The 25,037-nt window shown below is 58.8% G+C and carries 15 protein-coding genes; 6 read left to right on the top strand and 9 right to left on the bottom strand.

The window, feature by feature from the left end; all coding sequences use genetic code 11:
• Positions 1-6 precede the first annotated feature (6 nt).
• The 3 genes from hypF (at position 7) to fdhF (ending at position 5,612) form a co-directional block, all read left to right on the top strand.
• Complete coding sequence (gene hypF, locus SCU88_RS06820) at positions 7-2,247, top strand: carbamoyltransferase HypF (protein ID WP_175339575.1); 2,241 nt, start codon at positions 7-9, stop codon at positions 2,245-2,247.
• On the top strand, positions 2,247-3,269 hold the full coding sequence (locus tag SCU88_RS06815) for a HoxN/HupN/NixA family nickel/cobalt transporter (RefSeq protein ID WP_138099182.1): 1,023 nt from the start codon (positions 2,247-2,249) through the stop codon (positions 3,267-3,269). Before hypF ends, SCU88_RS06815 begins: the two co-directional genes overlap by 1 nt.
• A gap of 195 nt (positions 3,270-3,464) precedes the next feature.
• Positions 3,465-5,612, top strand: a complete 2,148-nt coding sequence (gene fdhF, locus SCU88_RS06810) for a formate dehydrogenase subunit alpha (protein ID WP_175339574.1) — start codon at positions 3,465-3,467, stop codon at positions 5,610-5,612.
• Between the two features lie 40 nt (positions 5,613-5,652).
• Here the strand turns inward: fdhF and SCU88_RS06805 are convergent, their stop codons facing one another.
• The 3 genes from SCU88_RS06805 to SCU88_RS06795 all read right to left on the bottom strand — a co-directional run bounded on the left by SCU88_RS06805 (position 5,653) and on the right by SCU88_RS06795 (position 8,702).
• Positions 5,653-6,978: an FAD-dependent oxidoreductase gene (locus tag SCU88_RS06805; protein WP_175339573.1), complete on the bottom strand. Its 1,326-nt coding sequence runs from the start codon at positions 6,976-6,978 to the stop codon at positions 5,653-5,655.
• Between the two features lie 162 nt (positions 6,979-7,140).
• On the bottom strand, positions 7,141-7,656 hold the full coding sequence (locus tag SCU88_RS06800; protein ID WP_138099181.1) for an SRPBCC domain-containing protein: 516 nt from the start codon (positions 7,654-7,656) through the stop codon (positions 7,141-7,143).
• 137 nt (positions 7,657-7,793) lie between these two features.
• Entirely contained in the window at positions 7,794-8,702 is a 909-nt protein-coding gene (locus SCU88_RS06795; RefSeq protein WP_175339956.1) for a LysR substrate-binding domain-containing protein, read from the bottom strand.
• Positions 8,703-8,913: 211 nt separating this feature from the next.
• Between SCU88_RS06795 and SCU88_RS06790 the strand changes: the two genes are divergently transcribed.
• Together SCU88_RS06790 and SCU88_RS06785 are read left to right on the top strand one after the other, a co-directional pair.
• Positions 8,914-9,762, top strand: coding sequence for a TSUP family transporter (locus tag SCU88_RS06790; protein WP_175339572.1), 849 nt, complete (start codon positions 8,914-8,916; stop codon positions 9,760-9,762).
• Positions 9,759-10,046: a DUF1634 domain-containing protein gene (locus SCU88_RS06785; protein WP_175339571.1), complete on the top strand. Its 288-nt coding sequence runs from the start codon at positions 9,759-9,761 to the stop codon at positions 10,044-10,046. The genes SCU88_RS06790 and SCU88_RS06785 overlap by 4 nt, the downstream gene beginning before the upstream one ends.
• Before the next feature lie 30 nt (positions 10,047-10,076).
• Here SCU88_RS06785 and SCU88_RS06780 read toward each other — a convergent pair whose 3' ends face one another.
• From SCU88_RS06780 to malP, 3 genes are all read right to left on the bottom strand, one after another.
• Complete coding sequence (locus tag SCU88_RS06780; protein ID WP_175339570.1) at positions 10,077-12,272, bottom strand: FepA family TonB-dependent siderophore receptor; 2,196 nt, start codon at positions 12,270-12,272, stop codon at positions 10,077-10,079.
• A gap of 819 nt (positions 12,273-13,091) precedes the next feature.
• Positions 13,092-15,212: a 4-alpha-glucanotransferase gene (malQ, locus tag SCU88_RS06775; RefSeq protein WP_175339568.1), complete on the bottom strand. Its 2,121-nt coding sequence runs from the start codon at positions 15,210-15,212 to the stop codon at positions 13,092-13,094.
• Between the two features lie 20 nt (positions 15,213-15,232).
• A complete protein-coding gene (gene malP, locus SCU88_RS06770; RefSeq protein WP_175339567.1) occupies positions 15,233-17,632 on the bottom strand; it encodes a maltodextrin phosphorylase in 2,400 nt (799 codons plus the stop codon).
• Positions 17,633-18,274: 642 nt separating this feature from the next.
• Here malP and malT point away from each other — a divergent pair.
• A complete protein-coding gene (malT, locus tag SCU88_RS06765) occupies positions 18,275-20,983 on the top strand; it encodes an HTH-type transcriptional regulator MalT (RefSeq protein WP_138099179.1) in 2,709 nt (902 codons plus the stop codon).
• A gap of 227 nt (positions 20,984-21,210) precedes the next feature.
• On the opposite strand, the gene malM is transcribed toward malT, so the two are convergent.
• From malM to malK, 3 genes are all read right to left on the bottom strand, one after another.
• Positions 21,211-22,149, bottom strand: coding sequence for a maltose operon protein MalM (gene malM, locus SCU88_RS06760; RefSeq protein WP_175339566.1), 939 nt, complete (start codon positions 22,147-22,149; stop codon positions 21,211-21,213).
• 106 nt (positions 22,150-22,255) lie between these two features.
• Complete coding sequence (locus SCU88_RS06755; RefSeq protein ID WP_175339565.1) at positions 22,256-23,554, bottom strand: maltoporin LamB; 1,299 nt, start codon at positions 23,552-23,554, stop codon at positions 22,256-22,258.
• 42 nt (positions 23,555-23,596) lie between these two features.
• Positions 23,597-24,706, bottom strand: coding sequence for a maltose/maltodextrin ABC transporter ATP-binding protein MalK (gene malK / locus SCU88_RS06750; protein WP_138096256.1), 1,110 nt, complete (start codon positions 24,704-24,706; stop codon positions 23,597-23,599).
• Positions 24,707-25,037 lie beyond the last annotated feature (331 nt).

Below are 25,037 nucleotides of genomic sequence, written 5' to 3'. Positions count from 1 at the left end.
AAGGTTATGAATCTGACAGGAACGGAAATCCGCATACGCGGAAAAGTACAGGGGGTGGGCTTCCGCCCCTTTGTCTGGCAGCTGGCTCGCCAGCTTGGCCTGCGCGGCAGCGTCTACAATGACGGTGCCGGTGTCGCGATTCGCCTTGTGGAGAATGCAGCGCCGCTGCTGGCTCGTCTGAAAAGCGACTGCCCACCGCTGGCCCGCATCGATAGCGTGGAAAGTCGCCCGTACCGCTGGCGGCAGCTCCCTGGCGACTTTCAAATCCGGGACAGCGCCTGCGGCGCCATGGCGACCCATATCGCCCCGGATGCCGCCACCTGTCCCGACTGCCTGCGCGAAATGAATGACCCCGGCGATCGCCGCTATCGCTATCCCTTTATTAACTGTACCCACTGCGGCCCGCGGCTAACCATTATCCGGGCCATGCCCTACGATCGCCCCGCCACGGCCATGGCCGGTTTCCCCCTGTGCCCCGACTGCGCGCGCGAATACCGGGATCCGGCCGATCGGCGCTTTCACGCTCAGCCGGTGGCCTGCCCCCGCTGCGGCCCACAGATACGCTGGCGCGGCGCCGATGGCAGCCAGGCCGACGGCGAAGCGGCGCTACAGGCCACGCTCGACGCGCTACGGGCCGGGCTTATCGTGGCAATTAAGGGCGTGGGGGGCTTTCACCTGGCCTGCGACGCCACCAGCGAGGCGGCGGTACAGCGCCTGCGTCTGCGCAAAGGTCGCCCGGCCAAACCCCTTGCCGTGATGTTGCCCGATGTCCAGGCCCTCAGCGAACAGGTCGCGGCCCTGCTCGCCACCCCGGCGGCGCCCATCGTTCTGGAACAAAAACGCCTTCTGCCAACGCTGTGCGACAGCATCGCGCCCGGGCTAAATCAGGTGGGCGTTATGCTGCCTTCCACGCCGCTGCATCATCTGCTGATGCAGGAGATAAAGCGTCCGCTGGTGATGACCTCCGGCAACGCCAGCGGCAGGCCACCCGCGCTGGACAACGATCGGGCGTTAACCGAACTGGCTGACATCGCCGACGGCTGGCTGCTGCACGACCGTGCGGTACTGCAACGTATGGACGACTCGCTGCTTCAACGTGACGGACGGATAGTGCGCCGGGCCAGAGGCTTTGTACCGGACGCTATCGAACTGCCGCCGGGTTTCTCTGACGCGCCCCCCACCCTGTGCGTCGGCGCCGATCAAAAGAACACCCTGTGCCTGCTGCGCGAGCGTCAGGCGATACTCAGTCAGCATCTGGGCGATCTCAGTGATGATGCAACGCTGGCGCAGTGGCGCCAGATCCGGGATCGTCTGTGTCGGCTTTACGACTTTACGCCGCATCACGCGGTGGCCGACGCCCACCCCGACTACCTTAGCGTTCGGCTGGCACAGGAGAGCGGGCTGCCGCTGCTACGAGTGCGACATCACCACGCCCATGTCGCCGCCTGTCTGGCAGAGCACCGCTGGCCGCTGGAAGGCGGCCCGGTTATCGCACTGGCGCTGGACGGTACCGGCTGGGGGGAAGACAGGCTATGGGGCGGCGAATGCCTGAAGGTGGATTACCGCCGCTGCCAGCATCTGGGCGGGCTGCCCGCGGTGGCGCTTCCGGGGGGCTCCCTTGCCTCCCGTCAGCCGTGGCGCAACCTGCTGGCGCATCTCCAGGCCTGGGTGCCGGACTGGCAGCGATTGCCTGAGGCGCATGCGCTGCTGTCTCACCCCTGGCAGCCGCTGCTCAGAGCCTGCGAACGCGGCATTAACGCACCGCAGGCCTCATCCACCGGACGACTGTTCGATGCCGTCGCCGCTGCGCTGGCATGCGCGCCCGAAAAGTTGAGCTACGAAGGTGAAGCCGCCTGCCTGCTTCAGGCGCTGGCGGAACGCCACGGCCCGGTGACGCACCCGGTCACCCTGCCCCTGCGCGGTAACCGACTGGATCTGGTGACTTTCTGGCATCAGTGGCTGAACTGGCGCGCCGCGCCCGGCGCCCGGGCCTGGGCCTTTCACGACGCGCTGGCCCACGGACTGGCCATGCTTGCGCGCCATCATGCTCAAAGCTCAGGCCTGGATACCCTGGTCTGTACCGGCGGCGTCATTCATAACGCGCTACTGCGCACCCGGCTGACTTACTGGCTGGGCAGTCTGCGCTGTCTGTTTCCGGCGCAATTGCCTGCGGGCGATGGCGCCATTGCTTTTGGTCAGGCGGTGATTGCCGCCGCTCATTTTTCTTCACCACAGGATAAATCATGATGTTGACCCGACTACTGCGTCTTCCCCTTCGCGCCCGTCTGCTGCTGGCGGCGCTGGTTACGGCGAATCTGGCCGCCTGGGCCTGGGCTATTGCGGCCTTTCACCAGAATGGCGCGCTGATGGCGGCCAGTCTGCTGGCCTGGTGCTACGGGTTGCGCCATGCGGTCGATGCCGACCATATCGCCGCCATTGATAGCGCCACCCGTAAAATGATGCAGCAGGGTAACCAGCCCTGGGGGACAGGCGCCTGGTTTTCGCTGGGCCACTCCAGCATCGTGGTGCTGGCGACCCTGGCTATCGCCATTACCGCCACGGCGTTCCAGCACAATATGGCCTGGTTCCACAACGTAGGCGGCACTATCGGGACCGCCGTTTCGGCGCTATTTCTGCTGGCCATGGCGCTGGTCAATCTGGTGATTCTGCGCAGCGTGTGGCGCGACTTCCGCCGCCTGAAACACGGAGAATCGCTGGCGACAGAGGGAGAAGGCGCCCTGCACGGCGGCGCCATGCACTGGCTGTTCCGCCCGGCCTTTCGCCTGGTGAATAAGAGCTGGCATATGTATCTGGTGGGCTTTCTGTTCGGTCTGGGGTTTGATACCGCCACCGAAATCGGCGTGCTGGGCATCTCCGCTGCCGGGGCTTCCGGCGGCATGTCCATCTGGTCGATTCTGGTCTTTCCGGCACTGTTCACCAGCGGGATGGCGCTGATCGATACCCTGGACAATATGATTATGGTGGGCGCCTACGGCTGGGCCTTCCATAAGCCTCAGCGCAAGCTCTACTACAACATGACCATCACCGGTAGCTCCGTTGCCGTGGCGCTGTTTATCGGCGGCCTGGAAGCGCTGGGACTGCTGATGGATAAGCTGTCGCTGAGCGGCGGCTTATGGGATCTGGTGGCTGCGATCAACGATCGTCTGGGTAATGCCGGGTTTGTAGTAGTAGGGCTGTTTATCGTCTGGTGGCTGGTTTCGGTACTCAACTACCGCCGCAAAGGCTACGACGCCCTGAACACCCATTAATTCCCCTTCCGGCGCGCGCCTGCGCGCCGTTTTCCCTCGTCACTTCCCCCTTCCTCCGACACGTCACTTCTGTCGATGCCGTAGACATAACTGGTATAAACCTTAAAAAATCAATATATTAAAATATGGCATGGCTTATGCATTACAACCGGAGACGGTGTCTGTGACACCAGGACTGTTGACCGGAGCAAAGCGATGAAAAAAGTCATCACGGTTTGTCCCTATTGCGCGTCGGGTTGCAAGATCAACCTGTACGTCGATAAGGGCAAAGTCGTTAAAGCCGAGGCCGCCATGGGGGTAACTAACCAGGGCGATCTCTGTCTGAAAGGCTATTATGGCTGGGATTTTATTAACGATACCCAGATCCTGACCCCGCGCCTTAAAACCCCCATGATTCGCCGCAGCCGCGGCGGCAAGCTGGAGTCGGTAAGCTGGCAAGAGGCGTTGGACTACGTAGCGGATAAGCTCACCGCCATTAAAGCCAAATATGGTCCGGACGCGATCATGACCACCGGATCATCGCGCGGTACCGGCAACGAAACCAACTATGTGATGCAAAAGTTCGCGCGGGCCGTTATCGGCACCAATAACGTGGACTGCTGCGCTCGCGTCTGACACGGCCCTTCGGTTGCAGGTCTGCACCAGTCGGTCGGTAACGGCGCTATGAGCAATTCCATTATCGGTATCGAAAATGCCAGTCTGATCTTCGTTTTCGGCTACAACCCGGCGGATTCCCACCCTATCGTGGCGAATCGCGTGATTAAAGCGAAGCAGAAAGGCGCCAAAATTATTGTCTGCGATCCGCGCAAGATCGAAACAGCGCGCATTGCCGATCTCCACCTTCAGCTTCATAACGGATCCAACATCGCGCTGCTGAACGCCATGGGTCATGTGATTCTGGAAGAGGATCTCTACGATCGCGCCTTTGTGGCATCCAGAACGGAGGGACTTGAGGAATACCGTAAAATCGTCGAGGGCTACACCCCCGAATCGGTTGAGAAAATCACCGGCGTGTCGGCCGCCGATATCCGTAAAGCGGCACGCATGTACGCCGCCGCGGAAAACGCCGCCATCCTTTGGGGCATGGGTGTTACCCAGTTCTATCAGGGGGTGGAAACCGTACGTTCACTCACCAGTCTGGCGCTACTGACCGGCAACCTGGGTAAACCCAGCGCGGGCGTAAACCCGGTTCGCGGCCAGAATAACGTGCAGGGCGCCTGCGATATGGGGGCATTACCCGACACCTACCCGGGCTATCAGTACATTAACGATCCGGCCAACCGTGAAAAGTTCGCCGCCGCCTGGGGCGTGGATTCCCTGCCCGCTCATACCGGCTACCGTATCAGCGAGTTGCCGCACCGGGTCGCCCATGGCGAAGTGCGGGCCGCTTACATTATGGGGGAAGATCCGCTCCAGACCGATGCCGAGCTGTCGGCGGTGCGTCAGGCATTCGACGACCTGGAACTGGTGATCGTCCAGGATATCTTTATGACCAAGACCGCCTCCCGGGCCGATGTGATCCTCCCTTCCACCTCCTGGGGTGAGCATGAGGGGGTCTACACCGCGGCGGATCGCGGCTTCCAGCGCTTCTTTAAGGCCGTGGAGCCGAAGTGGGATCTGAAAACCGACTGGCAGATCATCAGTGAAATCGCGACCCGAATGGGTTACCCGATGCACTATGAGAACACCAAAGCGATCTGGGATGAACTGCGTCACCTGTGTCCGGAGTTCTACGGCGCCACCTACGAGAAAATGGGCGAGCTGGGCTTTATCCAGTGGCCGTGCGTGGATGAATCCGAAGCCGACCAGGGGACCGACTTCCTGTTTGAGGAGCGCTTCAGTACCCCGAACGGTCTGGGTCAGTTCTTCACCTGCGACTGGGTGCCCCCCATCGACCGCCTGACCGACGAGTACCCGATGGTGCTGTCGACGGTGCGCGAAGTGGGCCACTACTCCTGTCGTTCAATGACCGGCAACTGCGCCGCGCTGGCGGCCCTGGCCGATGAGCCCGGCTATGCGCAGATCCACGCAGAGGATGCCGCCCGATTGGGTATTCGCGACGAAGATCTGATCTGGATCTGCTCACGCAAAGGCAAGGTTATCACCCGGGCACAGGTCAGCGAGCGCCCCAATAAAGGGGCGGTCTATATGACCTACCAGTGGTGGATAGGCGCCTGTAACGAACTGGTTAGCGAAAACCTGAGCCCGGTAACCAAAACGCCGGAGTTCAAGTACTGCGCCGTGCGCGTGGAACCGATAGCCGATCAACGCAGCGCCGAACAGTATGTGATTGATGAGTACAGCAAGCTGAAAGCCCATCTGCGGGAAACCGCGCTGGGTTAATTCCCCTACTGCGGCCTGCCTTGCAGGCCGCAGACTCTCCCTAAAACGAATTCATCTTCTGCGGATTCAGGGCATTTATCGCGCTGCTCCAGGCAAGGCCGCCTCCCGCCAGCCAGCTATCGGGCAGAAAAGAGAGCGGAAAGTCGCTGTGGCGAAAGCGCGTTAAGCGGGTGAAGTCGTGATTCTTCCCCAGTACATCATCACTTATCGCCTTACCGATCCTGACGCTCTGCCCCACTCCGTGTCCGTTCCAGCCGTGTACCGCATATAGAGGACTGGACCCGGCGCTACGGGTACAAACCGGCATGCCCGAACGGGTGATATCAAACCTGCCGCTCCAGCACAGCGCGGCCCGTAGCTGCGGACACTGGGGAAACACCGATCTCAGACGGCGCTCAATCCGCCTGGCGGCAGCGTCATTCCCCATCCGCCGACCGGTGCCCAGGCCGCCAAACAACAGGCGATCCTCCCCATAGGCCCGGTAGTAATCAATCTGCACCCGGGTATCATAAACCGCCAGACCGCCGGGCAACAGCGAGTGGGAACCTTCCGGAATCGGCGTCGTCAGAGCCAGATAAGTATAGAGCGGTAGCGTTACGGCCCGGTGGGCGGGTAGTAGCGTCGGGGTATCGGCATGAACCGCCAGCACCACCGCCTTCCGGGCCAGCAGCCGCCCCGAAGGCGTGGTGATCATATAGCCGCGACGTTCGGGTTCAATCGACAGCGCCGGCGTGTGCTCATAAGTTCTGCCACCCAGCGCCTGGTAGCCCTGCCACAGTCCGTACAGCAGCTTCAGCGGCTGAATCTGCCCTCCCAGAGTATCCAGCAGCGCGCCGTGGTAGCCGCTGGCGTTGATATAGCGGCCGCACTCCCGGGCATCGATCAACCGCGTGGAATCATCCCCCAGAGCGGCGCGTGCCGCGCTTTCCTGACCGAGCGCCCGCAGATGACCCGGGTGTACTGCCGCAGTCAGGTGCCCCGGGCGGTATTCGGCATCAATGCGATATTGTTCCATGAGCGACGTCAGTAGCCCCATGGTTTCCATAGCGGCAAAGGACCATAGCCAGCGCGCTTCATCGGCGGGAAAGGTCTGCTGAATATCCTTTGCCTTCCAGCGCGCCAGCCCCGGCACCAGTTGACCGCCGTTACGGCCAGATGCGCCCGCCCCCAGAGTGGCTTTTTCCAGCAGCGCACAGGCGACGCCGGACTGCGCCAGATGCAGGGCGGTGGATACGCCCAGCAGCCCTCCCCCAATAATCGCCACTTCCGTTTCTGTCTCTTCCTCCAGCGGCACATTGCCGCAACCGGGCAGCAGATCGCAGGCGTAAACGCTGAAATCTGGCGCTGACGGCGGACGGTACGGCATCGATCCCCCTTAATCCGGAAAACATCAGGAATACTGATAGAAAAAAAACTGAATGCCAGAAACCTAAACGGTGATGGATGGATTAATCATAGTAAAAATGCCGGTTCGCTGCCTGAAAGCAGCCAATAACCGGCATCGTGAAGGATAAATAATATTGATTTATTAGCTCAAAGACTTCGCTTTACGGGCAGCTTCTACCAGCCCATCCAGCCACTCCTGATGACCGTTAATCATCGGATTGGGGCGGGTCGCCGCCAGTGCCTGAGCCGGTTTGCCGTTCTGAGTCTCCTGGGTCAGGATACGTACCCGACCACCGGGCAAATCTTCCAGTAGCCAGGCATGCAGCACGTCCAGACGGGTATCCCCTTCACCGTCCCAGCCGTGCCAGGCCAGACGCGCCGGTTGTCCGGCTTTCGGGGGAACACACTCGGTCACCTGCGATTCCACCGGAAAACCGAAGGTTTTAAAGAAGAAACGAACATCCTGCGCCAGCTCAGGGCCTTTATTATCGTAAAAGCGAACGTCCGACGCGTTGCTGTAATAGCCAGGCCACTTCGACGGGGTGCTGAGCAGCGGCCAGATATCCTGGACGCTCAGCCCGGCAACAATCATTTCGTTAGAAGCGAAGTTATCGCAGAAACCCGGTTCGAAGCCTTCCGGCCAGTGAATGGCGTTCATCATCATCATCTCCTCAAGCGGAGCCGGTCGCCGCAAAGGTGGTTGTACCGGCTTAATGGGTGACCATGATTATCGGCGCCATCAAGATATAAAACCAATCGCGATGAAAGATAAAGAGTATAATCAGAATTTATATCTTAATCCGCTGCGGGCTGGCATAGCGACACCAGCAGGCTGCGGATCCAGCGCTGGGCCGGATCGCGATGATTACGCTCGTGCCAGGCCATACTCTTGATAAAACCCGGTACTGCCAGAGGAGGCTCCAGCAGAGTGAGACCCTCTGCCTGTTGAGCCAGACGGCGCGGCACCATGGCTATCATATCGGTAGTACGCAGCACCTCCAGCACCACCAGAAAGCTGCTAACCGCCATGCCGACGCGCCGTTCACGCCCAATAACAGCCAGCGCATCGTCGGTGACTCCGTGGAAACTGCCGTGCCCCGACACCAGGATATGCTCAAGCTGACAAAAGCTCGCCAGTGAAAGTTCGCCTTCTGCCAGTGCCGGATGGCCGTTACGCAGCATGCAGACATACTGCTCCTGATAGAGCTCCCGACCGTGCAGCCCTTCCGGCGTAGTCTGGGGTGTAACCAGCGCCAGATCGATATCGCCGCGTTCAAACTGAACCGCCAGCCGGGCGCTGTCCACCGGAATGACCGCCACCCGAATGCCCGGCGCCTGCTGTTTCAGCGCCGCCATCAGCGGGACAATCACCGCCTTCAGGGCATAATCCGTGGCCGCGATGGTGTACGTCATTCGGGCCTGCTGCGGATCAAAGCGCGTCGGCGTCAGTAATCCGCTAATATCGGCCAGAATCTGTTTAACCGGCCCCGCCAGTTCCCGGGCGCGCAGGGTAGGCACCATGCCGTGGCGGGCCCGGACGAATAGCGGATCGTCAAAGTGATCGCGAAGCCTCGTCAGCATGCCGCTAACCGCCGGTTGGGTCAGCGCCAGCCGCCGGGCGGCCCCAGTCACACTGCCTTCATCGAGCAGTGCGTCCAACGCCTTCAGTAAGTTGAGATCCAGTTTCCTGATATCACTGTGCATAATGGCTAAATTGATACTCATAACAAAATCAGTGTTCATAGCCTGGCACATCGCCGCATTGCCGTATAGCGCCCCGCCAGCCTGGTAGGCACAGCCCCTTTCCGGTACAATAGATAGCCTGCTAACACACCCGATAATGAGGTGATATGCGTTTGAATATCCACGTTTTTTATACGGAACCCTGCCCCCTTTCATCCCCCGGAAAACGCTGATGGAAATCCTCTGGCTTTTCGGCGCGGCATTTATCGCCAGCGCCCTTGGCGGCGTTCTGGGTATGGCCAGCGGCATCTTTATCGTACCGATTCTGACGCTCTTCTTTCATACCAGCATTCATGCGGCGATTGGTGCCAGCATTGTGTCGGTGATCGCCTGCTCCTGCGCCAGCGCCGCCCCCTTTATCCGCAGCCGTCTGACCAATATCCGGCTCGCCATTCTGCTGGAAACCGCCACCACCCTTGGCGCCCTGAGCGGCGTCTTTCTGATCGGTCTGGTTTCCACCCGCTTTCTTTACGGGCTGTTTACCGCGGTACTGCTAATTTCCGCCCGTCAGATGCTGGCCCGACGCAGGGAGGCCGTTGTGGATGCAGCACCTTCTTCGGACTGTCTGGCCAGTCGACTACGGCTCCACGCCAGTTACCCCGAAAGCAGCGGCGCAGAGCGCACCTATCAGGTGGGCAATGTGCCGCTGGGGATGTCTCTGATGTACGGTGCCGGGCTGATTTCCGCACTATTGGGGATTGGATCCGGGGTGCTGAAGATTCCCGCGATGGATGCGGCGCTCCGGCTGCCGATTAAGGTATCGTCCGCCACGTCTAACTTTATGATTGGCGTCACGGCGGCAGCCAGCGCAGTGGCCTGGTACAGCCGCGGCGAAATAGACGTTAATCTGGCGGGCCCGGTGGCGCTGGGTTCAGTGGTCGGCGCACTGCTCGGTGCCCGGCTACTGATGTGGCTGCCGGCCGAAAAACTGCGGCTGTTCTTTGTGGCGGTTCTGATACTGCTGGCCGGGCAGATGCTGATGAGCACCTTCGGGATTCAATTTCCGGGAGATTTATCATGAAACGTGCCGAAAATCACCGGGCGATAGCGCTGCTGCTCTCCTGGGGCAGCCCCCTCTCTACGCTGCTGATTGCCGCAGGGATAGCGCTTACGCTCTGGCCGCTGGCACCGCTTCCCTTGAGCGGTAGTGATATTGTCAGGGCAGGAATTCTGGTGCTAATTCTGCTGCCGGTGGCCCGGGTGGTGTTGATGCTGATAGGGTTTATTCGCCAGCGCGACAGGCTGTATGCGCTGATTGCCGCACTGGTGTTGATGATTATCGCTGCGGGTGCGTGGCTGGGGTAAAAGCGGGGCAAAAGCCCCGCTATCTCACACTCAGAATGACATCGTCACCCCCGCATAATAAGCACGACCGGGTTCGTTATAGGTCGACGCTCCCTCGTTTTCACGATACAGCCGCTTATCCAGCAGGTTACTAACACCGCCGTTCAGACGAAGATTCTGGTTAATTTTATAGTTCACGCCAATGCCCACAATAGAATAGGCTCCCACCTCTTTAGTAGACATACCATCAACCCCCTCTTCTTTACGCATTTCGGCGTATTCACGCGGCTTTTGACGCCCGTAGAAGGTCCAGTTCACATTGGTGGAAAGCTTATCCGTCACCTGCCAGTCGAGCATGGTGTTGACCGTATACTTCGGAATAATCGATAGCGGATTACCGGTGTCTTTATTTTCCGACTGAATCATATAAGTCGCGTTAGTGCGCCAGTTCAGTACGTCGCGCATTACCGGCACCACCAGGTTAGCTTCCAGCCCTTCCACTACCGCTTTACCGCCGTTTTCCCAACGCAGAATGTTGTAGCCGTTGGAAGCATAGCCAATCAGCTCGGTTCCGGAGACTATCTTGTTTTTATAATCGTTACGGAAATACGTGATTCCCGCATCCCAGCCGTCGTAAGTAAATTCCAGGCCGATCTCTTTGTTGACGCTGATTTCAGGTTTCAGGTTACTGTTACCCATCAGATAGCAGCTACCGGAAGCAATATTGTTCGGACAGCCGTTGCCACGGGTACTCAGCAGATAGCCTTCACTGGACTGATACAGGTTCGGCGCCTTAAACACCCGGGCGATCCCCGCCTTAATCTTGAAGTAGTCACCCAGCTCCTGCGATGCATTTAAACTGGGGCTCCAGTTCGAGCCAAATTCGGTGTGGTAGTCGAAACGTAGCCCCGGAATAATATTGGTGCCCGGGCGCAGCTCAATATTGTCTTCAAAATAGGCGGCGGCGGTATTGGCGCTGTTTTTACTGCTGCGCTCGCTGGCATCGCCGGAGATCGAGCCTATCGTAGTACCGGACGCATTGGTCATCGACATCGAATTAGGATCGTCCAGCGCCTCGCGGTTCCACTCCGCGCCCAGAGTGATGGTCTGGTCAAACAGCAGATTCAGCGGCAGGTTCACCTCGGCCAGCGAACGGTAGCTTTCCAGTTTGCTGGTATCGTAGTCGGTGGCGTTAATCATCCCTTCGACCTTACCACCCGCCCCTTCCTGCATCCGGGTGTTATGGGTGTTTTCGTAGTAGAACCCCAGTTTTGACTGCCCCCAGTCCCAGATACCGTTATGGGTTATGCCGTAGTTCTGGCGGTACATCCGGTTGGTCTCTTTCCCGTAAAGCGTGGAGATCAGGCCGTCCGGGCTGACGTTGCTGTTACTGTACTGGGTATCCCCGGCGTAGATGTTGCCCTGGCGACTGTATCCCGCTTCAAAGTCGATGATCTGCCGGGGAGACAGCTTCCAGGAGACCATGGCATTAATGTCTTTATTGCGCACCCCTTCACGCCCGGCGGCGTAAGATCCATTCTGGGCGGTATTAATGTCGGCGGCGTCGGCATCGGTTTTATTGATATTGCCGTACAGGCGCATAGTCAGCGCATCCCCGGCCAGTGGCCCGCTCAGGCTAAAGTTGGCACGTTTAGTGGCGCCCTCCTGGTCATTCTCCGGCTGATTAGTAAACAGCGACAGCGAGCCGTGCCAGTCGTTAGACGGTCGTTTGGTGATGATATTCACCACGCCGCCCGCGGCGCCTGAGCCGTAGCGAGCGGCGGCGGGACCACGCAGCACTTCGATACGCTCGACCATTTCCGGCGGTACCCAGTTGCTGTCGCCACGGGTATCTCTTTCGCCGCGCCAGCTGTAGCGCACAGAATTACGGGAGGTCACCGGAATTCCGTCAATCAGTATCAGCGTGTTTTCTGGCCCCATACCGCGAATATCAATCTGGCGGTTATTGCCACGACTGCCGCTGGCGCTGTTGCCGGTCAGGTTAACCCCTGGCATTTTGCGGATGATATCGGACAGATCGTTTACCGGCGGATCCTTTTCGATATCGTCGGCAGTAATGATGGAGACCCCAGGCTGCTGTTTGAGCTCCTGCTCCGCAGTGGCCTGTACCACCATCACATCTCCATCCCCGACCGAAGAGTCATCTGCGGCAAACGCACTGCCGCCCGCCAGGCTGGCAATCAGTACAGCCAGCGGCGTCTTGATGTAATTTTTATTAATAAACATGACGTTATTTTCCATAATGTAACCAAATGAAAGGCGCAAATCAGGATGATAATGATAATCCTTATCATTACAATCTGGGGTAATGAATCTCCTTATTTTCTTCACAATTTCTTCAGCACTTGAGGCTACGGGGAAGAGTTCGACATCAACAACGCATGAGATAAATCTGTGGTTTTAATCAGCCCAAATGAAAAACCTACAGGACAATTCAACATCCGGCTATTAAAAGTAAAAAAACGGACATGAAATAATATTCATTTAAAAGAAATAAAAATGCATTAAAGGATAACTAAAAATCGTCTCAGGGAAGAAAATAAACCATAAGAAACGCGCCAGCTCTACCTCGATCGCAGCCTGTTTGAGGGTACCGCTCCCGGCGCAGGGGTGGTCTATGAAATTTTCCGCCAGACCTCCGGCGCTGATGCGAGCTTCAGCGCACGGCCTGTGTCTGAACAGGAATTTCGCCAGATCTGGAACCGTAGCCGCAGCGGGTCACAGGGTAAAGACCGGCTATTCTTTTCGTTGCGCTATTTGCCGCAGGCCAGAGGGATTCTGGCCTATTAACTTCGGCGTGAAGCTTTAAATGATAAAAACCGACTGAACGTCATGATTCGATGAAATATGAGGCGACAGTGGCTATTCCGTTCACCGGTTCCGAAACCGACATAAGGGAAATCACCTTAAAGTGAACGGAACCTTCACCAGCGCGGCATATTCTCCCCTCACACAGCACTGTCGTGAAAATAACGCCACTGTGACGAGCCCTCTCCCCCAGGGAGGAGAGGGCTGGGGTGAGAGGAAACGTACCAGAGCCGTCTGTTACCTTCTCCCCACTCCCTTATCATGCCCTCTGCGCGCCGCGGCCCGACGACGCTTATCCAGATCCTTAATCAGCCGGTTAATCTCGGGAGCTGCAAACATCGCCTCCAGCGTCTGACTCAACTTTCGCCGCCAGTTCGGATACTGGGAGCTGGTGCCAGGCACGTTAACCGGCGTCGCCATATCCAACCAGTCCTCCGGCTGCAACCCCAGCAGTCCGCTATTACTGTCGGCAATATAACGCTGCATCGCCCGGTTCAGTACCGGCGACATCGCCATACGCCGCGCCTGATGCCCGGAACGCTTCGCCAGACAGTCGTGGCGATGCAGAGCATCGAGCAGCGTCTGCTTCGCCTCCTCGCGATCCGCATACAGCTCTTCCAGCACTTCCGCATCCGGGTAAAGACCCAGCTTCCGCCCAAGGGTCAGATCGCCGCTTTCCCAGTAGCCGCGCAGGGTCGGCATATCATGGGTGGTAACCACCGCCATTGCCTGTTCTGGCCACGCCTCGGGGGCGCGCACCTGATTCTGACTATCGCGTTCGAACCACAGCACCTTATAGGAGTAAACCCCGCCTTCACGCAGCTTGCCGACAATCTCCGCAGGCACGGTGCCCAGATCTTCACCGATCACCATACAGCGGTGACGATGGCTTTCCAGCGCCAGAATTGCCAGCAGGGAGTCCACCGGATAGTGCACATAGGCGCCGCGATCCGCAGTTTCCCCATAGGGGATCCACCACAGGCGCAGTAGCGACATCACGTGGTCAATACGCAGCGCGCCGCAGTTTTCCATATTGGCGCGCAGCAGATCGATAAAGGGCTCCCAGGCACGCTCCTCCATCACATGAGGATTCATTGGCGGCAGACCCCAGTTCTGGCCCAGCGGGCCCAGAATATCCGGCGGCGCGCCGACGGAGGCCTTCAGGCAGTACAGTTCGCGATCGCTCCAGGTCTCGGCACCGCCTTCCGCCACCCCCACCGCCAGATCGCGGTACAGGCCAATCGGCATCTCCAGCTCGCCGCACTGGCGCCAGCACCCGGCAAACTGAGACCAGGCCAGCCACTGTAACCACTGCCAGAACGCCACTTCGTCAGCGTGCTGTTGACAGAATTCCGTCACGGCGGGGAGATGGGCTTCGCGATACGCTTCCGGCCATGCCGGCCAGCCCCAACGACCGCCGTCTTCCGCCATCTGGTGCGCGTGTAACGCATCGAAGGCCGCCTGCCAGTAAAGACTGTCGCCGCGCTCGCGCACAAAGCGCTGCCAGGCAAGCAGCGATTCATCCTGTTCATCGCGCAGCGTAAACCGGCGCCATGCCAGGCGCAGAGCGGCAATCTTCAGGCGAGTCACCGCCGCATAGTCCACCCATTCGGCATCGCGCGCCGCCGCCAGGCTGGCGCGGGTGCCTTCGGCCTGCCACCAGCGCTGTGCCTCCTCGCTCAGACGGAAGTCCTCCACTGCCTCAACGTCGATATAAACCACGTTGAGCCAGCGGCGCGATGAAGGGCTGTACGGGCTGGCGCTTTCCGGGTTCGCGGGATACAGCGCGTGTATGGGGTTCAGACCGATAAAACTGCCTCCGCGCTGCGCCACTTCGGTCAGCATCTGCTTCAGATCGCCAAAGTCGCCGATTCCCCAGTTGCGCTCCGAACGCAGGGTATAAAGCTGAACGCAGGCGCCCCACAGCTTGTCGCCGGTGTTTAACGCATCCGGGGTATAACAACGCCGGGGAGCGACAATAATCCGGCAATGCCAGCGAGCCTCCTGCTGAACCAGCGTCAGGCTGTGGTAGCCCATGGGCAGGTCACCCGCCAGTTTCAGACCGTGGTCGGCCCGCACCTTACCGTTGTAATGCTGATCGCCCTCTTCGGTGGTGAGGTGCCAGAGGTACTCCCCCTTCCCCGCCACCGGCAGCACCATACTGCTGCCCACGATAAAGACCTTTACGCCTGGCACCGGCGCCGCGGTTTCGCGATGCGAAGCCGCGGCGCCATCCATGGCTTCCAGCAAACGCTGTCGGGTCTGGTCCGCAATGGCCTGCGGCTTGCCGTGAGCATTAATGTAGCTTGCCGCAATGCCCGCAGCGGCGGCAGCCTGTTCAAGACGTTTGCTTTCCATGGCGTTTCCTTCTTTCACAATTAGCGCTTTGCCTGCCAGATACGCGCCTGATAGTCGCGGATCGAACGGTCAGAGCTGAACATACCGCAGCGAGCCGTGTTGAGGATCGCCGCGCGGGTCCATGCCTGCGGGTCGCGATACAGCATCTCAGCCTGCTTCTGAGCGTCGGCATAGGCGGTGAAGTCGGCCATGACCAGGTAAGGATCGCCCCCCTCTTTGCCCAGGCTATGCAGCATCTGGTCGAACGCGTGCTTATCGCCGTCGCTGTAAATACCCTGCTCCAGCTCTTTCATCACCGCATCCAGCGCCTTATCGCCCTTACGCCACTTAAGCGGATCGTAGCCCTTCGCTTTCAGCGCTTTTACCTGCTCAACGGTATGGCCGAAGATAAAGATATTGTCGTCACCGACCTGCTGGGCAATCTCTACGTTAGCGCCGTCCAGGGTGCCGACCGTCAGCGCGCCGTTCAGCGCCAGTTTCATATTGCCGGTACCGGAAGCCTCTTTACCGGCGGTCGAAATCTGTTCGGAGATATCCGCTGCCGGAATCAGGCGCTCCGCCACCGATACGCAGTAGTCCGGCAGGAAGACCACTTTCAGCTTATCGCCCACTTTCGGGTCGTTATTGACCGCCTCAGCCACCTTGTTAATGGCGTAGATAATGTTCTTCGCAAGATAATACCCCGGCGCCGCCTTGGCGCCGAACAGGAAGACGCGCGGTACCCTGTCGGCCTGCGGGTTTTCACGAATCTCTTTATATAGCGCCAGAATATGCAGCAGATTAAGGTGCTGGCGCTTGTACTCATGCAGGCGCTTGATCTGCACGTCAAACATCGCCTGCGGGTTAATGTCGATACCGGTACGCGCCTTCACGAATTCGGCCAGACGCACCTTGTTACGCTGTTTAATCGCCTGGTACTGCTTGCAGAAAGTCGCATCGTCGGCAAAGGCTTCCAGTCCGCTCAGGGCATCCAAATCGTTGGCCCATTCGCGCTTGAGCGTTTCATCCAGCAGCGTTGCCAGTTCCGGGTTGCACTGCTTGATCCAGCGGCGCGGCGTGATGCCGTTGGTTACGTTATGGAATTTACCCGGCCACAGCAGGTGATATTCAGGGAACAGATCCTTCACCACTAGTTCGGAATGCAGCGCCGCCACGCCGTTGACCGCAAAGCAGCTCACCACGCACAGGTTCGCCATCCGCAGCTGGCCGTCATGCAGTACCGCCAGCTTCGCCCAGACCGCTTCATCTCCCGGCCACTGCTTCGCGACCTGCTTCTTAAAGCGAACGTTGATTTCCCGGACGATCTGCATATGACGCGGCAGCAGGGTGCGCACCAGGCGCTCATCCCAGCACTCCAGCGCTTCCGGCATCAGGGTATGGTTAGTGTAAGCGAAGGTACGGCTGGTGATGGACCAGGCGTCGTCCCAGCTCAACTGGTGCTCATCCAGCAGCACCCGCATCAGTTCAGGAATGGCGATGGTCGGGTGGGTATCGTTTAGCTGAATCACTTCATAATCCGGCAGCTCCGCCAGCTTGCGCCCCGCCTGGTGATGGCGGCGCAGAATATCGGCTACCGAGCAGGCGCACTGGAAATACTGCTGCATCAGACGCAGTTTCTTGCCGGCCTGATGGTTGTCGTTCGGATAGAGCACTTTGGTCAGCTTTTCGGCATCGATGCCCTGCTGCTCCGCCTTCAGGAAATCGCCATCGTTAAAACGGGTCAGATCGAAGGGATGGGCATGCTTCGCCTGCCACAGGCGCAGCGGCTGTGAGATCCCGTTGCGGTAACCGATGACCGGCAGATCCCAGGCTTCCCCCTTCAGCACAAAAGCCGGTTCCCAGCGCAGCTTTCCATCCTCTTTCACTACCTTACCGCCGATGCCCACCTGAACGTCCAGCGCTTCATTATGGCGGAACCAGGGGTAACTGGCGCGCTGCCAGTCATCCGGCGCTTCCATCTGATGGCCGTCGTTAAAGGACTGACGGAACAGACCGTACTGGTAGTTCAGGCCATAGCCCATCGCCGACTGCCCTACCGTCGCCATGGAATCAAGGAAACAGGCCGCCAGACGCCCCAGGCCGCCGTTCCCCAGCGCCGGGTCGGTTTCCTGCTCCAGCAGGTCGCTCAGTTCGATGCCGTGTTCGCTCAGCACCTCTGCCACCTCGCCGTACCAGCCCAGGTTCAGCAGGTTGTTCCCGGTCAGACGACCGATCAGAAACTCCATCGAGATGTAGTTCACGTGACGCTGGTCCGCTTTGGCTTTTTTCTGCGGGCGGGCGGACAGCAACTCTGCCACAGCGCCGCTCACCGCATGCCACCACTGGTGCTGCGTCATCTCCTGTGCGGCATGAAGCCCGTAATGTTGCCACTGACGCGTCAGGGCGGCCTGAAACTGCGCTTTATTAAATGACATGGACATAGGTAATCGGATTCCTGTAATGATTGAAATGCTGTTTTCGCTAGTGTGCCAGGCTGCCTACAGCACTTCCTCATCCCGAGGGGGATTAGCCTGGGAGGAGGAGTAGGGATGAGAAAAAAGTGTGATCGAGACCACTCAAAATGGCCGGTATCACCCGTTATTCATGCTCCCTTGCCAGGATTTATCCGAACTTCACACCGGGTAAATACAGTGTCCCTTCATGGCAAAATGACATCAGGTAACCGCATGAAAATATTATAATTAGCGTTTATTGACTGTCAGGTTATTATTCTGATGAAATAATTTCATCACCTGACTAATTAATTGCGCAGACAATGATGATAAGAAGTCACTTAATTTCAACCGACATACATTTCTTTAACCAGATTTAATTTGCTATACCGGGCAGGCAGTCAGGAAAAGTCTCGGGTGGCTCAGGCTGTAATGTAAATAACGCGGAAAACTGTGATAAGGCGCAACTTTGCCGGGGTAAAAAACGCGCCGTGCTTGCATTGCAGGATAATCTGATCGAAGTTATGTAATAATTAATTTCGAGGTGTAAAAAAAATCAGGTTAGAGATGGCCTGGCCGCTATCTCGTTTCTGATTGACCACCCTTTCCTGTACGGTAACGTCATTGAGTATGCTGATTCCTTCCAAATTAAGTCGTCCGGTCCGACTCGAGAACACGGTGGTTCGCGATCGCCTGCTGTCCAGGCTTGGCGGCGCGGGGAATTATCGTCTGGTGCTGGTCACCAGCCCGGCTGGCTACGGCAAAACCACGCTGATCTCCCAATGGGCGGCGGATAAAAGCGATATCGGTTGGTTTTCCCTGGACGAAGGCGATAACCAGCCGGAACGCTTTGCCAGCTATCTGGTGGCCGCGTTACAGCAGGCCACCGGCGGCCACTGCTCCCGCAGTGAAGCGATGGCGCAGAAGCGTCAGTACGCCAGCCTGAGCTCGCTGTTCTCGCAGCTGTTCATTGAACTGGCCGAATGGCAGCAGCCGCTGTGGCTTATCATCGACGACTATCATCTGATTTCGAATCCGGCGATCCACGACGCCATGCGCTTTTTTCTGCGCCACCAGCCGGATAACCTGACTCTGGTGATACTGTCGCGTAACCTGCCGCAGTTGGGCATCGCTAACCTGCGGGTGCGCGAACAGCTGCTGGAGATCGGCAGCCAGCAACTGGCCTTTACCCATCAGGAAGCCAAGCAGTTTTTCGACCATCGCCTGAGCGCGCCCATTGAAACAGCCGACTGTCAGCGCCTGTGCGACGACGTCGCGGGCTGGGCCACCGCACTCCAGCTTATCGCCCTGTCCGCCCGCCAGAACAGTGGCGCGGCACACTACTCCGCCCGCCGACTGTCAGGTATTAACGCCAGCCACCTGACCGATTATCTGGTGGATGAAGTACTGAACAACGTCGATGACGATACCCGCCGCTTCCTGCTGACCAGCTCCCTGCTACGCTCCATGAACGACGCGCTTATCGTTCGGGTCACCGGCGCGGAAAACGGCCAGATGCGGTTGGAAGAGATCGAACGTCAGGGCCTGTTCCTGCAGCGCATGGATGGCAGCGGCGAGTGGTTTAGCTACCATCCGCTGTTCGGCAGCTTCCTGCGCCAGCGCTGCCAGTGGGAAATGGCGACCGAACTGCCGCTGCTACACCGCGCCGCCGCCGAAAGCTGGATGGCTCAGGGCTTCCCCAGCGAGGCGATTCACCACGCGCTGGCGGCCGGCGACGATATGATGCTGCGCGATATCCTGCTACATCACGCCTGGGAGCTGTTCCACCAGAGCGAACTATCGCTGCTGGAAAACTCCCTGAAATCCCTGCCCTGGGAGACGCTGCTGGAAAATCCGCGCCTGGTACTGCTCCAGGCCTGGCTGATGCAGAGCCAGCACCGCTATGGCGAAGTGAATACTCTGCTGGCCCGCGCCGAACAGGAGATGAAGCAGGAGATTGATACCACCCTGCGCGGCGAATTCGACGCCCTGCGCGCCCAGGTGGCGATTAATAACGGCGACCCCAACGAGGCCGACCGACTGGCGCGCTCGGCGCTGGAGGCACTGCCGCTGGCCAGCTTCTACGGACAGATTGTCGCCACCTCGGTTCTGGGCGAAGTGCACCACTGCGCCGGTAACCTGCAGCAGTCACTGGCGATGATGCAGGAAACCGAAGCCATGGCCCGCCGCCACGAGGTCTGGCACTACGCGCTGTGGAGCCTGATCCAACAAAGCGAGATTCTGTTTGCCCGCGGCTTTCTGCAGGCAGCCTGGGATATTCAGGAGAAAGCTTTTGCGCTGATTCACGAACAGCATCTGGAACAGCTACCGCTTCACGAATTCCTGCTACGCATCCGCGCCCAACTGCTGTGGGCCTGGGGACGGCTGGATGAATCGGAATCCTCGGCCCGCGGCGGTATGGAGGTGCTGTCCGGCTATCAGCCACAGCAGCAGCTACAGTGCCTGGCGCTGGTGGTGCAGAACGCGCTGGCGCGCGGCGATATCGATAACGCCCGCAGCCATCTGAACCGGCTTGAGAACCTGCTCGGCAACGGCGCTTACCACAGTGACTGGGTTTCTAATGCCGATAAGGTCCGGGTTATCTACTGGCAGATGACCGGCGATCGCGCCGCTGCCGCGGCCTGGCTGCGCCAGACGCCGAAACCAGACTTCGCCCGCAACCACTTTCTGCAGGGCCAGTGGCGTAATATCGCCCGGGCGCAGATTCTGCTGGGGGAGTACGACGAAGCCCATCGGGTGCTGGAGGAGCTTAACGCCAACGCTCGCGCTCTGGAATTGATGAGCGATCTGAACCGTAACCTGCTGCTGCTCAACCAGCTTTACTGGCAGCAGGACAGCAAAAACGAAGCCCAGCGCGTACTGATTGAAGCGCTAAACCTGGCCGGAGGTACCGGCTTTCTGAGTCACTTTGTGATTGAAGGCGAAACCATGGCTCAGCAATTGCGCCAGCTGATTCAACTGAATATGCTGCCGGAGCTGGACCAGCATCGCGCCCAGCGGATTCTGCGGGAAATCAACCAACATCACCGGCATAAGTTCGCCCACTTCGACGAAAACTTCGTGAGCCGCCTGCTAAACCACCCACAGGTACCGGAGCTGATCCGCACCAGCCCGCTGACTCAGCGCGAATGGCAGGTGCTGGGGCTTATCTACTCGGGCTACAGCAACGATCAGATCGCCGGTGAACTGGACGTGGCGGCCACCACCATTAAAACCCACATCCGCAACCTCTATCAGAAACTGGGGGTCGCTCACCGCCAGGAGGCCGTCGCCCAGGCTCGCCAGCTATTGCAGATGATGGGCTATAACGCGCTGTAGTAAAAAACCACCTGCGTAGCAGGTGGCATTGATAACGCCCCAGAGGAGCGTACTGAAAGCCCTACAGTTAGTCTCTGCTTGTTCTGAACGATTTAAATCCAAAGACAATAAGGCAAAGCCAAAACCTGTTGCTGACCACCTCCATAGGAGGTGGTGTTCATGCAGGGATAAAAAAAGGTGCGCCAACGCGCACCAGTTACTGCAAAATCAGCACCGTGGGGTAGCGATTACCCCTTGCCTTTTACACTGCTGATAAAGGTGGTTCGGGCGGAGGAGGATCCCAGTCGCTCGGCTTCATTCAGCAGTTTCAACGCCTTATCAATATCGCCCTTCGCCACAGCCTGTTTAATGGCCTGGTTGAAATACGCTTCGGTATCCGACAACACCGGCCCACTCTTCGCGGCAGGCGCAGGCGCTGCGGCTGGCGTCGCTGTGCTGGCCGGTGCGCTATATACCGGGGCGGTATTGCCGACGGTTACCGGCGCCGGGCCGGAAGAACCGAACAGCGGCCCAACCAGCACGCTGGAGCTGGTGTTGGTGCTCACCTTCAGCTTCAGGCGGCCGTCGGTGACGTGACGGGCGATAGGATCCGGAATATCCGGCACTGCGTTTCCGGCCCCTTTCGCGTAAGCCTTGGCCGGATCGATCTGAACGGTAGTCTGCTGTAGATCCCGGGCGGTGGTAAAGACCAGCACATAGAGCTGCTGCTGGCCCAGCGCCGGGGTGAGCTTAAGAGTGCCTTCCAGACGATCGGCGGACATTACTCCCGGCGCCTGGTAAGTAAAGTAACTGCTGGGGAAAAAGGCCGAAGGCGTCATATTCTGGTCAAGCACCAGCACGTTAGGCGCGAAAACCTGATTTTTATTGACTTCACTGGTCAGGGTAATGGTCAGCTCGCCAATATTGGCCGGTACGCTGTATGCCGCCACCGGGCCGCGAATATCGCCGACGTTCAGGCTCTGACCACTGCTGGCAAGGTCGGTAGTCCGGGTTTTGGACTGGTTAACCGGCGTCCAGCGTAACTGGCGTAGCTGCTCGGCGGAGACGCGCGGCGCCGCGGAAGTATCCTGGGGAACGATATTCACCTCAGCCAGACTCACCGCTGGCAGAGAGGCGAACAGACCTGCGCTCAGGCACAGAGCGACGAGACTTTTCTTCATTTTCATTGTTGTCACCTGAATTTAGGGAGAGCGGCGCAAAGGTAGCCAGGCAAAAGCGCTTTACGCCCGCGCAATTAAAGCAGAGGGGAGCATTGCTCCCCTCACTGGGCTGTTACCACCAGATTTCCATCTGGGCGCCGAAGGTAAACTCATCATCGTTACCGCGGCTGTTAGTGAAGATGCCGTTACCGGAAGTGTCACGCAGCGCGGCAGTGGTCAGGTTGTCGCCATCTTTTGCGTAACCCCATTTTTCATCCCACTTAGCGTAGGTGGCGAAGACGCGGATCGCCGGACGGGACCAGATGCTGTCGCCCGCCTGCCACTGCTGAGCCAGGGTGATTTTATACTGACCGTTACGGTCACCGGTCTGCTGGGACTTCACATTGTCGTAGCCCACTTCCAGCAGGGTGCTCATGATCGGAGTCCACTTGTACATCGGGCGTACGCCCACGGTCCACCAGTCATTACCACGGCTGTTGTCGAGGTCTGTTTTCTGGAACATCGCGACGTACATCAGATCCCAGTCGTCGGCCAGGGTCACCGCACCGTGATCCAGCACGCGCCACATCTTGCCGTCGTTATTAATGCTGGAACCGTTAGCCAGGCCTTTACCGTGAGAGCTCATGGCATCGGTGGCGTACTGCAGCACAAACTTGTTATAGCCCTTCAGAACGCTCTGGGTATGTTCGGCGGTGAACATCCAGCCATCTTTAGAGGCGCCATCTTCCAGGCGATAGCCGTCACGCGGGTTCGCACGGCCGTAATCCACGCCCAGCTCCAGCATGCCTCCCGGGTTGATTTCCATGCTCGACAGACGCACGTCGAAGGTGTCGTTAGCGGTACGCTCGGCGTAGTCGCGCTGACGCTCGCTGGTGTAGTTATAAGAGCCGCCAGCCTCAGAGGCGCGAGTGGCGGCCAGAGAAAGCTTACCGAAGCCCAGATCGACGTTCTCAAGACCGGCGCCAGGGCCGGAGATATCCCAGTAGTAGAAGTCGATCATATGGACGTCGTGACGCTGATAGAAGCGCTTACCGGCCCAGATGGTGGAGCCCGGCAGCCATTCGATCAGGTTTTTACCCTGCACATTCACTTCACGGAAGGCCGGGCTGGTATCTTCCCAGTCGTTCTGCTGGTTGATGGAGTAAGCCACATTCGTGTCGAAATAGAAGCTCTTGTCGCCCTCTTTCCACACTTCCTGGCCCAGCTTTAATTCAGCGTAAGTTTCACATTCGTTACCCAGACGGTATTTGCTCTGTGCCCCGGTAGCCTGGAAGCACTGCTGTTCACCGCCGCTGCCGGTCCAGCCAATGCCGGAACGGGCGTAGCCGTGGAAGTCGACCGCCAGCGCCTGAGCGGACAGCATGCCGGCGGCGACAGCCATGGCCAGCGGAAGTTTGCGCAGTGTTATCATCGTTATTTCTCCTGAAATTGCTTTTATTGTGTAGGCGTACCCTTAAACGCCAGGCTCCTGATGCAACCGACGACAGGCAGTACCATCCTCACGGAACAGATGGCAGCGCTCCGGCGGCAGGCCGATGGCGAATGTCGCCCCCTCCTCGACCAGCACTACATCGTTCTGGCGGTACACCAGGTTCTGCTGGATGGCGGGGATCTGAATATGAATCTGGGTTTCGTAACCAAGCTGCTCCACCACCTGAATCTCACCTTCCAGGGTGACATCGGCGATTTCGCTGGGCAGAAGATGTTCAGGACGAATGCCTAAAGACATTCTGGCGCCGACCTGAACGCCAGCACTTTCGACCGGCAGCCAGATCTGCTGGCGGTTCGGCAGTTCCACCTGCACCTGGTCGATGGCGGTAGCGGTGACTTTTACCGGCAGGAAGTTCATCTTCGGCGAGCCGATAAAGCCCGCGACAAAGCGATCTGCCGGGTAGTGATAGAGTTCCAGGGGCTTGCCCACCTGGGCAACGCGTCCGGCGTCCAGTACCACGATTTTGTCGGCCAGGGTCATGGCCTCGACCTGATCGTGGGTGACGTAAATCATGGTGCGCTTCAGGCGCTTGTGCAGACGGGAGATCTCAATACGCATCTGCACGCGCAGGGCGGCATCCAGGTTGGAAAGCGGCTCATCGAGCAGGAACACGTTAGGCTCGGCCACCAGGGTTCGGCCAATGGCCACGCGCTGGCGCTGACCGCCGGAAAGCGCTTTGGGGCGGCGGTCCAGCAGGTGGGCCAGTTGCAGCACTTCGGCCACCTGGGTTACGCGCTGATTCATCACCGCTTTCTTCGCCCCGGCCAGCTTCAGGCCGAACGACATATTTTCCGCCACGCTCAGATGCGGGTAGAGCGCATAGGACTGAAAGACCATTCCCACGCCGCGCTGGGCGGGCGGCACATCATTCATTCGGGTTTCGCCAATAAACAGATCGCCGCTGGTGATGGTTTCCAGCCCGGCAATCATGCGCAGCAGCGTCGATTTTCCGCAGCCCGACGGTCCGACAAAGACCACGAATTCCCCTTCGGTGATGTCGAGGTTAATGTCCTTCGACACCACCACATCGCCCCAGGCTTTGGTGACATTCCGTAGCTGTACGCTCGCCATGCACTTCTCCCTCATTACAACGGACCGTCCACGGACGGATATTTTCGATGTCGGGACTATGGCGGATTGCCGCAAATGGGGAATCCTCCGCCCTGATGCTTTTTTGTGGGGGAGGAGATGGGAGGATGAGGGAATGGGCCTCGGGCGGTGATGCGCGGCGGCGGCGCCATTTTCGTGATCCAGTGACCATTCCTGGCCGCCTTTTTATGTGCGCCAGCACACATTAATGGCATTTATGTTACCGGGATCACATCTGGAGGGGGTGGGGCGTAGGGGGTGGGAGGATGAGAAGCGCTTGCCCGCGACGCAGACTGGGTGACGTACTCTATAT

Origin of the sequence: Jejuibacter sp. L23 (genome assembly GCF_050815825.1) — a bacterium.
GTDB lineage: Bacteria > Pseudomonadota > Gammaproteobacteria > Enterobacterales > Enterobacteriaceae > Jejubacter > Jejubacter calystegiae.
The sequence above is the reverse complement of the archived record's forward strand: the minus strand, read 5'-3'. Positions and strand labels throughout refer to the sequence as shown.